Genomic DNA, 13,008 nt, shown 5'->3' with positions numbered 1-13,008 from the left:
ATTTAGTTCAAACTTCAATACAATTTATTTTAGCAATTTGCATAACTATACTGAATTTTTACTATGCGTCAAAAAATAATTTGAAAAGTTCTCTTATTATATCTTTAGTTATTCTCTTGTTAACTGGATTACAGTTTACTCTTCTAAAAAATACAACTAAACATAAAACATTGATGCAATTGAATTTCTACTTTGAGTGTTGTATTATTCCATTTACTTTACAAACAATCTTATCTAGTATACTAATCTCCATTAAAAAATCACATGTATTAAATCTAGATTTTTGTATAGTTATTGTCATGCTTTACTCTCTTATTATGTATCTTCCAATGACACAGCTATCATTAGTTAAGATAAAGAATCTTTGGGGACGAATATTAATATCAATAATAATTTATTTTTTAGTTCTTTCTGCTCCCACAATTTTCAATAGTTCGACTTCTAACTGGCTTACCACCATTAGCAATAGTGGCATACTTGGTACGATTAGCTTTGCTATCATAGCCTTATTTGCCATGAAGAGTTGGGGATATAAATTATCAACTTTTAAAATAAATTCCAAACCTGAATTGTCAAATTAAGTGCAACAGTTATTGGTCTATGAAGATACATATTGCTTGAATAACTTTTCTGCTGTTTGATAATGGAGGATTCGACGATGTTTACGATTAATTGCTTTAGTTGCTTTTTGAACATAGTCATCTGTCTTATCTTGCATACTTTGACCTTTAGGAAAGAACTGCCTAAGTAAACCATTGCAGTTTTCGTTGGTTCCTCTTTCCCAAGGCGAATACGGATGTGCAAAGTAAATCTTGCAGTGCTGTATTTGAACCATATCCGCAAACTCTGAACCATTATCAAACGTGATCGTCTTGTACCAGCTTGGATGCTGATCAATTTCTTCTTGCAGAAGCCTCAAGCAAGTAGCAGCACGGTAATCTGGAATCTTGATAACCACTTCAAAACGAGTTACACGTTCGGTCAAGGTCATTAAAGCCGGCTGATTCTTACGCCTAACACCTTTAACTAGGTCACCTTCCCAGTGCAACAGCGTTTTTCGATCTTCCACTTCTGCTGGACGATCTTCAATCGAATCACCTAGATGCTTCTTGTGCAGCGCATGTCCACCATGATTGTGACGACGTTTGCTTCTACGCCTCTTCAGTTTCATTGGTAGATCAATATTGCTTATATCGAGCAATCCTTGATCGATATAGCGATAGACTGTTGGGGTACTAGGACAAGGATAGCCAGGCATAGTCAGTTTGAATTCACCAACGAATTCATCGATGCTGGTTGCGTCAAACTTAGTCTTAAAGCGTCTTGAGAGCATTTTGAAGAAGACTGAAAAATGCCTAAGTGGATCGCGTTTATAGCAATTTAAACGTTTTTGATCATGATAAATTTGGGCAGTATCGGCATAGTAATGCTTGTAGAGAAAATAATTATGATCACGTTGAAGTACACTGCCACGTTTGATTTCACGGCTAATCGTTGACTTATGACAACCAACCTCTTGGGCAATAACTGTACGAGAAGTGATGCCAGCATCAAGCAACGCTTGAATTTGGCCACGTTGCACACTGGTTAATTGATGATAACGGCTAGACATGCTAGAATTTGAATTGGTCATGAAGATTTTCCTTTCTTGCTTTTTGATACAATTCAAGTTTAGGTCTTCATGACCTTTTTTGTTTAACAATTAACGTTGCACTTCAATTTTAAATTCGGGAAATAAATTCCAAAGTATCTCTTATTCCTATGGTCTTGATTATTACCTTTATCATCTATCATTGCCTATTTAATGGATTCAACGAATCAAGTTCTTGGAATAATTTTTTAACCAGTTGGTCTTTCAAAGTCCCTTATTTAAAATGGAACTTTATCCTGGGAGGAATTCAAGCAGGAATAGGTGAAGAATTTTTACTAAGATTTGTTATTTTAAATCTATTACTTCAATTGTTTAAGACCAAAAAAATCAAATTATTATCGCATTATTTTTTAACGCTTTAATTTTTGGTTTCCTGCACCTAACAAATTTAAGTACTCAATCATTTAATGCCACTATTCAACAAGCTTTATCTGCTGCCACTTCCGGTATTTTATATGCTGCAATTTATTTATATACTGGTTCATTACTAATTAGTATTATCTATCATACTTTATTTGATATTTCTGGATTCACTACTGCTGGAACAATGGTTATGTCTGCACCTGCAACTTATGATTGGCAACTAACATTATTTTTTGCAATTATTTATCTTGCTTTAGCGTATTTCTTAATTAGTGGCAAGCGTAAAAAAGTAGTAGAAGACAATTTAAGACAGCATGGTTTACTTGCTGTCTAACTATATTTTTATTAAGGAGATGATTTAGATGAAAAAATATAAGACTTTAAGTATTGCTGATTTATCAAGTATTCAGGGAGGAAATAACTATATCATTGCTCCAAAAGACTTCTTTACTATGCATGGTCGACAGAAATTGAAGCACCTGCATATGATGGGAGTTTGTGAATAGCTCAACTTATTATTAGCCAGCGTTTTAAGACGCTGGCTTTTTTCTTTCGTCAAAATAAAAACAACTCTCTATCTAAGAGAGTTGCTCACATTTCTATTTCTTACCTAGCTTACGCTCAAATAATTTTACTATTTCAACAATAATAATCATGCTAACTCCTGCTGCTAAAACAATTCCCCATTGTAAACCGTTAAGTTCTGTAACCGCGAAAAACTTAGTCATAAATGGCAATTCAACTGCAGCCATGATGATAGCAGAAACTAAAATCGCCCAATTAAACCACTTATTAGCTAAAGTTCTTTTAGTAAAGATTGATTGGTGAACATACTTAGAATTGATCGCATGGAAAAGCTGGATCAAGCCTAAAGTTAAGAAGGCCATCGTCAAAGCATCACCATGTTGTAAGCTTGGATTACCCACATGAGGACCAAAGTTCAAGCCCAATTGGTAAGTAATTAAGACAATTACCCCTTCTAAGATTCCTTGATAAACAATTGAACTAGCAACTCCACCGCTAAAGAAGTTAGATTTCTTTCCTCTTGGTTGGCGCTCCATAATCCCTTTTTCTACCGGTTCAAGTCCTAATGCAATTGCCGGTAGTGTATCAGTAACCAGGTTAATCCATAATAGTTGCACTGGTGCCAAAATGTCCCAACCAAGCATAGTCATCATAAATACCGTCAGAACTTCTCCGACATTACAACTCATCAAATACAAAATGGCTTTTTGAATATTACTGAAGACTTTTCTACCTTGCTTAACTGCTTCAACAATCGTTGCGAAGTTGTCATCGGCTAGTACCATGTCACTAGCGCCCTTAGAAACTTCAGTCCCAGTAATTCCCATCCCAATTCCAATATCAGCTTGTTTCAAACTTGGCGCGTCATTAACCCCATCACCGGTCATAGCTACGATCTTGCCGTTAGCTTGCCAAGCCTTAACAATACGCACCTTATGTTCAGGTGATACTCGAGTATAAACGCTGTAATCTTCAACATGCGCACTCAAATCGGCATCACTTAATTCGTCAAGTTGGGCTCCTGTAATTACTCGATCGTCTTCACCAGGATTTAAGATTCCTAACCGCTCAGCAATTGCTTGAGCAGTTACCTGGAAATCACCAGTAATCATCACCGTTTTAATTCCTGCTGCTTTAGCTTGAGCAATAGCAGTTTTGGCTTCAGGTCTTTCAGGATCAATCATCCCTACTAATCCTGCAAAAATCAAGTCTTGTTCAACATTATCAGTTTTTGGATCAGTATATGTCTGATCAACAACTTTATAAGCAAGTCCCAGCACCCGCAATGCTTTTTGGGCCATTTGTTCATTAACCGCTGCAATTTCAGCTTTTTGCTCATCAGTAATAGGTGTAATTTGACCAGATTGATCAATTTTAGTGATCCGTTTTAGTAATTGATCCGGTGCCCCTTTGACAGCTACAAAATACTTATCATCTGCCTGATTAACCGTACTCATTAGCTTACGTTCAGAATCAAAAGGCACTTCTTGTACACGCTGATAATCATGCAATAATTGCAATACATCAAGCTGCTGATCAAAAGCATATTGAATTAAGGCAGTTTCTGTTGGATCACCTAATAAGTTTTGGTCATCACCAATTTTAGTATCATTTGCCAAAATCATTGCTAGTAATGCAGGCTCAGTATCTGATATTTTTTGCTGCGTAGAATGCGTCTGTCCATCATAGAAAAGTTGCTCTACAGTCATTTTATTTTGAGTCAATGTTCCAGTCTTATCAGAACAAATGACGTCTGTTGCACCGAGAGTTTCAACTGCAGGCAGTTTCCGGACAATTGAGTTGTGTTTGGCCATTACCTGAGTACCAAGTGCCAGAATAATTGTCACAATTGCAGGTAGACCTTCTGGGATAGCAGCAACGGCTAAAGAAACCGCCACTAAGAACATTTCAATTGCCAATTTATCAGCTGGTTGACTGCCCTGCTTAGTGAAGAAGCCAACTACAAAGACAACCGCACAGATAATCAAAATCATAATCGTCAAGGTCTTACCTAATTGATTCAGATTTTGCTTCAAAGGCGTATCAGTTTCATCGGTGTTATTAAGCATAGTTGCAATTTTACCGACTTCAGTTTTCATTCCAGTTTCAGTGACAACACCTTCGCCGCGACCGTAAGTGACATTGGTATTGGAAAAGGCCATATTAACTTGGTCAGCTAACGCAACTTTTTCATCTTGTAAAGTTGTACTACTTTTATCAACGGGTACTGACTCTCCTGTTAGCGCTGATTCTTCAATCTTTAGACTATTTGAGCTAATTAACCGCAAATCAGCCGGTACAACATCTCCAGCTTCAAGTAAAACAATATCCCCAGGTACCAATTCCGTACTAGGAATCTTGACGATCTGCGAATCGCGGCGAACATGAGCATTGGGTGTCGACATTTCTTTAAGTGCGTCGATGGCTTCTTCTGAACGGGTTTCTTGGAATACTCCCAAAATCGCATTTAACATTACCACTACCATGATAATGACCGCATCAGTCCACTCTTGAGCAACAAATCCAGATAATACGGCAGCAATAATCAACACGATAATCATAAAGTCTTTGAATTGGGCCAAGAATCGCTGCCAAATACTGGTTTTCTTTTTACCTGCCAAACTATTGGGACCATATTTTTGCTGACGTTGGTCAACTTGGTCAGTGCTTAGTCCATTAGCAGTACTGGTTTCTAACTTGGCCTCAACCTGCTCAATTGGCTGATCATAAAAACTCTGTGGCATTTTTTCCTCCTATAATAAAAATGAGACTTACATGCATGACGCACACAAGTCTCACTAATTAAGATAAGTCCAGAAAGTTAATCTTTCGGCTGTTGGGCTTATCGCAAGTAATTGCTGTTACTCCCTTATGGTTAAGTTCATTATAAAGAAAATCACTAATTTACACAAGGGAAAATTAGTGATTCGTTATCCTACCTACTTTAAGCCAGTCCATTGCCAGTTAGTAACTTCTGGCATATCTTCACCATGATCACGGATATATTGGTGATGCTTAGCAAGCAATGCATCCATCTTATTGATGAAACCGGCACTCTTATCCGCTAAGCGAGGGATACTTTCTACTGCGTCCTTAGCTAGATGGAAGCGATCAAGCTCATTTACCACCCGCATATCAAATGGCGTAGTAATATCACCCTCTTCTTCATAACAGTGAATATGGACATTGTTCCGTTTACGGCCAAACCAAATTGACTGCATCATTGCCTTGAACCCATGCCAAGCAAAGATTACTGGCACATCACTTGGGAACAATTGCTCAAATTCTGCATCAGAAATCGCTGCAGAATTGTCTTCAGGACTCATTAACTTCATGACATCAATTACGTTGATATAGCGCATTTTTAAATCTGGAAATTCATGATGTAATAAATCAATTGCAGCCAAAGTTTCCATGGTTGGTTCAGTTTCAGTTGAAGCAAAGACAACATCAGGCTTGGCGTTTTGATCAGTAGACGCCCAATCAATGTATGACAAACCATGTTCAGCTATCCGGGTTGCTTCATCAATTGAGAACCACTGCGGACGAGGTTGTTTCGAAGTTACCAATACATTAATACATTCCCGATCGCTAAAAGCTTTTTGCGAAATAGCCAGTAAGGAATTAGTATCAGCTGGTAAGTATTCATGAATTAAATCCGGACGATTCTTTTCATATAAATGCGTTAATACACCTGGATCTTGGTGAGTATAACCATTATGATCTTGCTGAAAAACAGTCGAAGTAGCCACAAAGTTAAGCGCTGGATAATCATTACGCCAATATTGGTCTTTAGCTTTCTTCAGCCACTTCATATGTTGAGTAAGCATTGAATCAACTACACGTCCAAATGACTCATAGGTCGCAAAGAAACCATGACGTCCAGTTAACACGTAACCCTCTAACCAGCCTTCATCTTGGTGCTCAGACAATTGTGAATCAATCACACGACCACTTGGAGCCAAGTCCTCATCATTTGGTGCATGAATATCAGCTTCCCATTGCCGCTTTTGTTCGTCTAATAGTTTAAATAAGCGGTTTGACTTAGTTTCATCTGGACCAAAACCACGAAATGTAGTTGGGTTCAATTCCGCAATTTCATTTAGATAATTAGCCCATTCACTCATATCCTGAGCCTCAACAGATCCTGGCTTATCAAAATCTAAGGCAAATTTACGATAGTCAGGTAGATTCAAACGTTTAGGACTCTTACCGCCGTTAGTAATTGGATTCATCGCCATTCTGCGATCGCCATGAACCAAATTTTGCTTAACAATCTCAGTTGGCGCACCATTTTCATCGAATAATTCCTCTGGGTGATAGCTTTCGAGCCAATCAATCAGCATTTGCTTGTGCTCCATGTCAGCTTGAGCAACAGGAATTGGAATTTGGTGAGCCCTGAAAGAATTTTCAATTGGATTACCATCAAGATCGGTCTTAGGACCGGTCCAACCTTTAGGTACACGGAAGATGATCATTGGCCAGTGCGGCAAGGTATCATCATTATTTTGGCGCGCATTTGCTTGGATTGCCTTGATTTCTTCAATAACAGTATCCATGATATGTGCCATGTCTTCATGCACTTGCATGTGGTCTTTATAACCGGCAAATTCGCCACCATCGTATGCAGAAACAATATATGGCTTCCAGCCCATACCTTCAAAGTACTTGGTCAATTCTTCATCAGACATCCTTGACAGAATAGTCGGATTAGAAATCTTAAAACCATTAATTTGTAAAATTGGTAAAATCGCACCATCTTTAATAGGATTAATGAACTTATCACTAAACCAACTTGCTGCAAGCGGACCAGTTTCCGCCTCGCCATCACCAACCTCAACTGCAGCAATTACATCAGGATTATCTAAAATTGCACCTGTCGCATGAGAAATCGAATAACCAAGCTCGCCACCTTCATGAATTGAACCTGGAGTTTCAGGAGCCGCGTGTGAAGCCGAGCCTCCTGGAAAACTAAACCGCTTGAATAATTTAGCCATACCCGTTTCATTTTGGGCAATTTCCGGATAACGCTCGGTATAAGAACCGTCTAAATAAGCATTAGAAACCATTACCTGGCCGCCGTGACCCGAACCTTCAATATAGAACATGTCTAAATCATATTTTTTAATTGCACGATTAAGATGGGCATAAATAAAGTTTTGTGGTGAAATCGTCCCCCAGTGACCGATTGGTTTGGGTTTAACATCACTAGCTGTTAGTTCACGCTTTAATAACGGATTACTCATTAAGAAGAGTTGTCCAACTGATAAGTAATTAGCTGCACGCCATTGTGCGTCTACACTTGCTAAGTATTTCTTTGAATCGTAGTCAACTGCCATTTACTTTCTCCTTTAGCAATTAATTGCTTAACTTCTTTTCAATACTTACAGTATAACAAATTTTATTTAAAATTCAACCATTTAGTAAATTGGTGCGTTCCAATTTTTTTGCGAAGTGATAAAGTTAAACATCCAGCAGATAAACTTAATGGTTACTATACGCAAATGCTGAAAAGTACTTACAAAAATGCTAAGTTTACTTAGTAAACCATTAAACTTCAGATCTAAAAATGCTAAATTACTTTGAGGGAGAAAATCAATGAAGCAAGAAGAACGATTACGAGCAATTAAACAATTATTAACTAAAAAACATCAACTTGATACTAAGGATCTTGCTAAATACTTCAATGTTTCCTTTGATACGGCCCGCCGAGACGTATTGCGCCTGACCTCAACAGGTCAAGCAATCCGCGTACACGGTGGTTTACTTGAAATAAGCCACGATGACGTACCCAATTTTTTAACTAGAAACCAGATTGATTCGCCAGTCAAAACCCAAATGGCGCAAATGGCAAAGCACTTCGTTCATCCAAATCAATGTGACTTTATCGGTCCATCGACTACTCTTAAAAAATTATCACAATTGATTAATGGGATGGATTTACAAATTGTCACCAATTCCATCGATAATTCATTGGAATTGATGCGTTCAAATCTGCCAAGTGTACGTTTATTAGGTGGTAAAATTGATAAGCAACACCGCTTCAGTTATTCTATCAGTGCCCTTGAAATTCTAAAAAGAATGAATTTCAATACTGCATTTATCGGTACCTCCAACGTTAAAAGCGATGGCTTATATTTAACCAAAATGAGTGATGCCGAATTAATCAGAATCGCTGCTCAACGAGCCAATCGAGTTGTAGTAATTGCCGAATCGTACAAGTTCAACAACCAAAATACTTCTCCCTACCTGTCAATTCCCTTAGATAACATTGATGTGTTGATTACAGACACACCGTTATCAACAGAAATTAGACAAAACTTTGCGACAAATACGCAAATTATTCCAGTACTCAAAAAAAGAGCTAACTAATACCCCCCTCTTTTAATATAAATGTATCCAAATTTAAGAGTTACTGGAAACTCTATATAAAAAGCGTCAGGACAAAATCCTAACGCTTTTTTATTGATTCAAGTTAACAAAAGTATTAAATCGCATGTACCGATAGTGAATCCGCATTGTTGAAAATTCAAATGGTGTGCCGTCATCTAAAAAAAAGATTCCCGCCATTACACCAACTGGTTCTGTAGTCTGCAATTTAAGCAGCTTTTGATCTTCTATACTTGAAGGTTCAACTGTAATATTCAAAAAAGCTTTGGTAACTACTTTATTTTGAGTATCTTCTAAATAATTGAACAACGAACTTTTTAAGTGCTCTGCTTTTAACTCAGGTACAATCTTAATTGGTACATACCCAGTTTCCAGCAAAAATGGTTGCTGATCAATTAATCGTAACCGATGAAATTCATAAACAAACTCATTTTTATTTAAAAACAGGTCTTGAGCAATTTCAGCTGTCGCCTCAACTACATGAAAATCGAGCAATTTAATCCCCAATTTCTTACCTGGAACCTTCAAACTATCGGTTAGTCCCAGATTAGATCCTTCATAACGAAACAACGATTGGTTCTTCAAATATAAGGGATTGATAAAAGTGCCACTTCCCCGCTTTTTGAAAACTATTCCCTGCTGTGACAACAATTCCATCGCCCGCTTCATTGACGAACGACTAACATGATAATATTCTGCCAAACTTCGTTCATCTGGCAAACGCATTCCTTCATATTTGTTATCCAAAATATTTTGTTTAATATCGTGCATTACCGTACGATAAACAAAGTCTGCCATTTGTTTCCTCGCTAATTCGCTCTACTGATCGCTTTAACAAACCAATCCGTAAACACGGCTTGATCTACCTTGACTCCAACTAATACATTATTAGGCTTACCAAAGAAGCTATCAAAATCAATGATTGATGCACCATAGGCCTTAGAGTTCCCCGTATCAACTTCAAGAAACGCTGGCTTAAATTCATACATTGCTGGATTAAGCAGCATTCCAGCCGCTAAAGCGTCATAAATTTCGCGGCCATCACTATCAGTTTCATCATGCAAGTTAGTCAAGATATGGTAAAGCATTTGCCCAGTCTTACCAAACTTGGCGATTTTTTGGAGTGTAGCTTGCGTGATAAACGCTTGATGTCCTAATTCAAGTGGTGCCAGTAAAATCTTGATACCACTACTAAAAACTATCTGGGCAGCTTCGGGATCACCAGCAACATTATACTCACTATATGGACCCCAGTTACCACGTCCAATTGCACCACCCATGATTACTAATTGCTCAATCTTAGCTAAATCACCAGGATATTGTCTAAAATATAGCGCAAAATCAGTTGCTGGACCAATTTGCATTAAAGTTACTTTTTCTGAGCTACTTGCTACAACTTCATGAATTGCGTTAGCGGCAATTCCAGGTTTTAACAAAGTCTGATCAGGATCTGGAAAATCAAAACCTGCCATTCCCGACTCACCATGAACACTTGAAGCATCAATTTGCTTCCTTAATAAGGGACGTTTTGCTCCGGCAACAACTGGTACCTTAGTCTGCAAAAAAGTTTCTAATTTTAATGTATTCGCTAAGGTTTTATCTAAGCCTACATTGCCCCAGGTCGCAGCAAGCAATTTAACATCCAATTGTGCTGAAAATAAGGCAATCGTGATTGCAACTGCGTCGTCAATTCCCGGATCGGTACTAATGATCAATGGTTTTTTCGTCATGTATTTTCCTCTTTTAATTATTTGCTAAGACCATCATACCAAATCTTAACAGTTGTTGCTTGTTAATAATTATAAATTAAGACCTGAAATTGCTATATACTCTGGTAAATTTTATGCTTTTTGGCGTTGCACAATCGAGCCATCTGCTTTAGCAATAACTACTTCATCACACATATTCAAGAAAAGTCCATGCTCAACTACTCCAACAGTATGATCTAAGTAATCAGCTAATCCGTCAGGAACCGGAATTGGATCAACATTTAAATCAATAATATAATTGCCATAATGCGTTACAAAACGTCCGCCGTTTGCCATGCGCCATTGCGGTTTCAATCCCTGCTTAGCAAAACGTTGAAAGTTCTGCTCACACGAAACAGGCAAAACTTCCACTGGTAAAGCGAAGCCACTTAACTTCTGAACTAGCTTGGATTCATCAACAATCCAAACTACTTTTTTGGCATTTACAGCAACATTTTTTTCAAGAGTGAGAGCGCCGCCGCCGCCTTTGATGCCGTTAAAATTATCGTCAACACGATCAGCACCATCGATAATTAAATCAAGCTCATCAACTGCGGCAAGCTGGTCAACTTCAAAGCCCCAGCTCTCCAACTGCTTCTGACTTCTAGTAGAAGTAGTGACCACAGCCGATAAATTCAAATTACCTTGTTGCTTTCGTTTCCCAAGTTCATCAATCAAAAATGCTACTGTCGAACCAGTACCAATGCCTAGCTTCATTTTTGATCTCACGAGATCTGCTGCTTTAACTGCGGCTTTTTGTTTGAGTTTATCTTGTTCTTGCTTGTCCATTTTTCTGCTTTCTAAATAATTAATAAATTAGTTCTATTATAGCAAATCTAACCTACGGCTAGACATTAAAAAATCAGCTAATTAAAGCTGACCTTTTTAATATTTTTATTTTACTTATCAATATTAGGGGCTTGATTAATTTCAGCCGACATCATCCAAATTCGTTTTTCAACTTCAGTGTGACAAGTCGTGAACATGTCATTAGTTGAGTAGTCGCCTTCCTCATCGCTAACTTCCAAGCCCTCTTGGTAATCTTGCTCTAATTGACGATAACCAGCAATTATCTTAGCATAGCGTTCATCAATCGTTTCGTTCCAATTAGGCTCTTCATCCTTGATCTTCGTCTTTTTAGCAATATCACTTAAAGTTGAAACTGGATCACCATCAAGAGTGATCAATCGTTCAGCTACCAAATCTTGTTGATTGGCTAGTTCATCCATTACCTTATCAAGATATGGATGCAATTTCAAAAAGCGTTCACCACGCATATACCAATGATGTTGGTGAACCACCATATGCATTTGGGTTAAATCAGCAACCAATTGATTTAAAACTTCTTTTGTCTTAGGATACTTCATTGAAAATTCCTCCTATTCCAACAGTTCTGTTTACATTTTTATACTAACAGAATGGGACAGATTTTTCTAAGAAGTTGTTTATGAAAAAGTAAAAAACTCTATCACGCATTATTATTTCCAGCCAAAAAATTATAAGCTGCGCCATACAAATTTGCTGCATTGTGTTGTTGACAATTCTTAATCGCTGGCATAATTTCATTTAGTTGAAACCTGCTTAGTCTTGCTTTAACCCGCTTGCTAACTTCAATAGCAAGATCAGCTCTAGCAGAAACACCGCCACCTAAGATAAAAGCATCAAAATCAAATGCAACCTGCAAATTAGTAATTGCCTCAGCTAAAACATCATAAACATGATTAATCAACTTTTGCGCAGTTTTATCACCCTGATTAGCTAATGAAAAAAGCATTTTACCATCAATTTGTTTACCGGTTTCTGCTTGGTAAGACTTAGTCGCATTAACTACGGTGCCATCTTGAGCAAATAGTTTCCCAGAAGCCGTGGTCATAAACCCAAATTCGCCACCAGTCAAATGCGTACCTCGATATAATTTCCCATCAAAAAAGATAGCGCCACCGATTCCTGTGCCAATCACAATAAAGGCCACATTTTTAAAATTCTTGCCACTGCCAACTTTCATTTCACCAATTCCAGCACAATTAGCATCATTTTCAATAGCTACTGGTAAGCCAAACTCAGCTTTTATTTCGGCAAAAATTGGCCGCTTATGCAAATATGGTACGGCACTGAAGCCTTTAATTTCTCCTTTCTCGCAATCGACATCCCCGGGTGCACTAAGAGCTATTCCTTGAATATCATTGCCATCGATAAAACGATGCATTTGCTCAAATAAATCACCAAGTGTTTTCGGCGTCTGGAAACTACTTAGATTAGTTAACTTACCATCGACAAACGTCCCAGTTTTTACTGTAGTACCACCGATATCAAAAACTGCTAATTTCAACT

The 13,008-nt window shown here is 37.8% G+C and carries 11 protein-coding genes; 3 read left to right on the top strand and 8 right to left on the bottom strand.

The genetic code is table 11. The features are described 5' to 3' along the window. Nucleotides 1–598: 598 nt before the first annotated feature. The gene (locus tag OZX59_RS08725; RefSeq protein ID WP_277125983.1) at nucleotides 599–1,633 is read right to left on the bottom strand and encodes an IS30 family transposase; all 1,035 of its coding nucleotides are present in this window, start codon (nucleotides 1,631–1,633) and stop codon (nucleotides 599–601) included. A 571-nt stretch (nucleotides 1,634–2,204) separates the two neighbouring features. Between OZX59_RS08725 and OZX59_RS08720 the strand changes: the two genes are divergently transcribed. Both OZX59_RS08720 and OZX59_RS08715 read left to right on the top strand, forming a co-directional pair. After that, nucleotides 2,205–2,348: a hypothetical protein gene (locus tag OZX59_RS08720; RefSeq protein WP_277125981.1), complete on the top strand. Its 144-nt coding sequence runs from the start codon at nucleotides 2,205–2,207 to the stop codon at nucleotides 2,346–2,348. 28 nt (nucleotides 2,349–2,376) lie between these two features. After that, a complete protein-coding gene (locus OZX59_RS08715) occupies nucleotides 2,377–2,520 on the top strand; it encodes a bacteriocin (RefSeq protein WP_277125980.1) in 144 nt (47 codons plus the stop codon). Between the two features lie 93 nt (nucleotides 2,521–2,613). Here OZX59_RS08715 and OZX59_RS08710 read toward each other — a convergent pair whose 3' ends face one another. Together OZX59_RS08710 and OZX59_RS08705 are read right to left on the bottom strand one after the other, a co-directional pair. Continuing rightward, entirely contained in the window at nucleotides 2,614–5,283 is a 2,670-nt protein-coding gene (locus OZX59_RS08710) for a calcium-translocating P-type ATPase, PMCA-type (RefSeq protein ID WP_277125978.1), read from the bottom strand. A gap of 195 nt (nucleotides 5,284–5,478) precedes the next feature. Then, nucleotides 5,479–7,878 (bottom strand): phosphoketolase family protein, encoded by a 2,400-nt coding sequence (locus tag OZX59_RS08705; RefSeq protein WP_277125976.1) that lies wholly within the window; start codon nucleotides 7,876–7,878, stop codon nucleotides 5,479–5,481. 259 nt (nucleotides 7,879–8,137) lie between these two features. Between OZX59_RS08705 and OZX59_RS08700 the strand changes: the two genes are divergently transcribed. Beyond that, nucleotides 8,138–8,911 carry a DeoR/GlpR family DNA-binding transcription regulator gene (locus OZX59_RS08700; RefSeq protein ID WP_277125973.1) on the top strand — a complete coding sequence of 258 codons (774 nt, stop codon included), beginning with the start codon at nucleotides 8,138–8,140 and terminating at the stop codon, nucleotides 8,909–8,911. A 90-nt stretch (nucleotides 8,912–9,001) separates the two neighbouring features. On the opposite strand, the gene OZX59_RS08695 is transcribed toward OZX59_RS08700, so the two are convergent. The 5 genes from OZX59_RS08695 to OZX59_RS08675 all read right to left on the bottom strand — a co-directional run bounded on the left by OZX59_RS08695 (nucleotide 9,002) and on the right by OZX59_RS08675 (nucleotide 13,006). Beyond that, the gene (locus OZX59_RS08695; protein ID WP_277125971.1) at nucleotides 9,002–9,727 is read right to left on the bottom strand and encodes a GntR family transcriptional regulator; all 726 of its coding nucleotides are present in this window, start codon (nucleotides 9,725–9,727) and stop codon (nucleotides 9,002–9,004) included. A gap of 11 nt (nucleotides 9,728–9,738) precedes the next feature. After that, nucleotides 9,739–10,659 (bottom strand): nucleoside hydrolase, encoded by a 921-nt coding sequence (locus tag OZX59_RS08690; protein ID WP_277125969.1) that lies wholly within the window; start codon nucleotides 10,657–10,659, stop codon nucleotides 9,739–9,741. 111 nt (nucleotides 10,660–10,770) lie between these two features. Beyond that, nucleotides 10,771–11,466 (bottom strand): ribose-5-phosphate isomerase RpiA, encoded by a 696-nt coding sequence (gene rpiA / locus OZX59_RS08685; RefSeq protein WP_277125968.1) that lies wholly within the window; start codon nucleotides 11,464–11,466, stop codon nucleotides 10,771–10,773. Between the two features lie 110 nt (nucleotides 11,467–11,576). Beyond that, nucleotides 11,577–12,044 carry a DNA starvation/stationary phase protection protein gene (locus OZX59_RS08680; protein ID WP_277125966.1) on the bottom strand — a complete coding sequence of 156 codons (468 nt, stop codon included), beginning with the start codon at nucleotides 12,042–12,044 and terminating at the stop codon, nucleotides 11,577–11,579. A 101-nt stretch (nucleotides 12,045–12,145) separates the two neighbouring features. After that, a complete protein-coding gene (locus tag OZX59_RS08675; RefSeq protein ID WP_277125965.1) occupies nucleotides 12,146–13,006 on the bottom strand; it encodes an ROK family protein in 861 nt (286 codons plus the stop codon). Nucleotides 13,007–13,008: the final 2 nt, after the last annotated feature.

This window comes from Lactobacillus sp. ESL0681 (genome assembly GCF_029392835.1).
Lineage (GTDB): Bacteria > Bacillota > Bacilli > Lactobacillales > Lactobacillaceae > Lactobacillus.
This window is presented reverse-complemented; position numbering and strand designations above follow the sequence as displayed.

Coding starts and splice junctions, on each gene's coding strand:
- OZX59_RS08695 (WP_277125971.1), bottom strand. CDS start 9,727: ATGGCAGACTTTGTTTATCGTACGGTAATGCACGATATTAAACAAAAT.
- OZX59_RS08690 (WP_277125969.1), bottom strand. CDS start 10,659: ATGACGAAAAAACCATTGATCATTAGTACCGATCCGGGAATTGACGAC.
- OZX59_RS08720 (WP_277125981.1), top strand. CDS start 2,205: ATGTCTGCACCTGCAACTTATGATTGGCAACTAACATTATTTTTTGCA.
- OZX59_RS08710 (WP_277125978.1), bottom strand. CDS start 5,283: ATGCCACAGAGTTTTTATGATCAGCCAATTGAGCAGGTTGAGGCCAAG.
- OZX59_RS08705 (WP_277125976.1), bottom strand. CDS start 7,878: ATGGCAGTTGACTACGATTCAAAGAAATACTTAGCAAGTGTAGACGCA.
- OZX59_RS08700 (WP_277125973.1), top strand. CDS start 8,138: ATGAAGCAAGAAGAACGATTACGAGCAATTAAACAATTATTAACTAAA.
- OZX59_RS08725 (WP_277125983.1), bottom strand. CDS start 1,633: ATGACCAATTCAAATTCTAGCATGTCTAGCCGTTATCATCAATTAACC.
- OZX59_RS08680 (WP_277125966.1), bottom strand. CDS start 12,044: ATGAAGTATCCTAAGACAAAAGAAGTTTTAAATCAATTGGTTGCTGAT.
- OZX59_RS08715 (WP_277125980.1), top strand. CDS start 2,377: ATGAAAAAATATAAGACTTTAAGTATTGCTGATTTATCAAGTATTCAG.
- rpiA (WP_277125968.1), bottom strand. CDS start 11,466: ATGGACAAGCAAGAACAAGATAAACTCAAACAAAAAGCCGCAGTTAAA.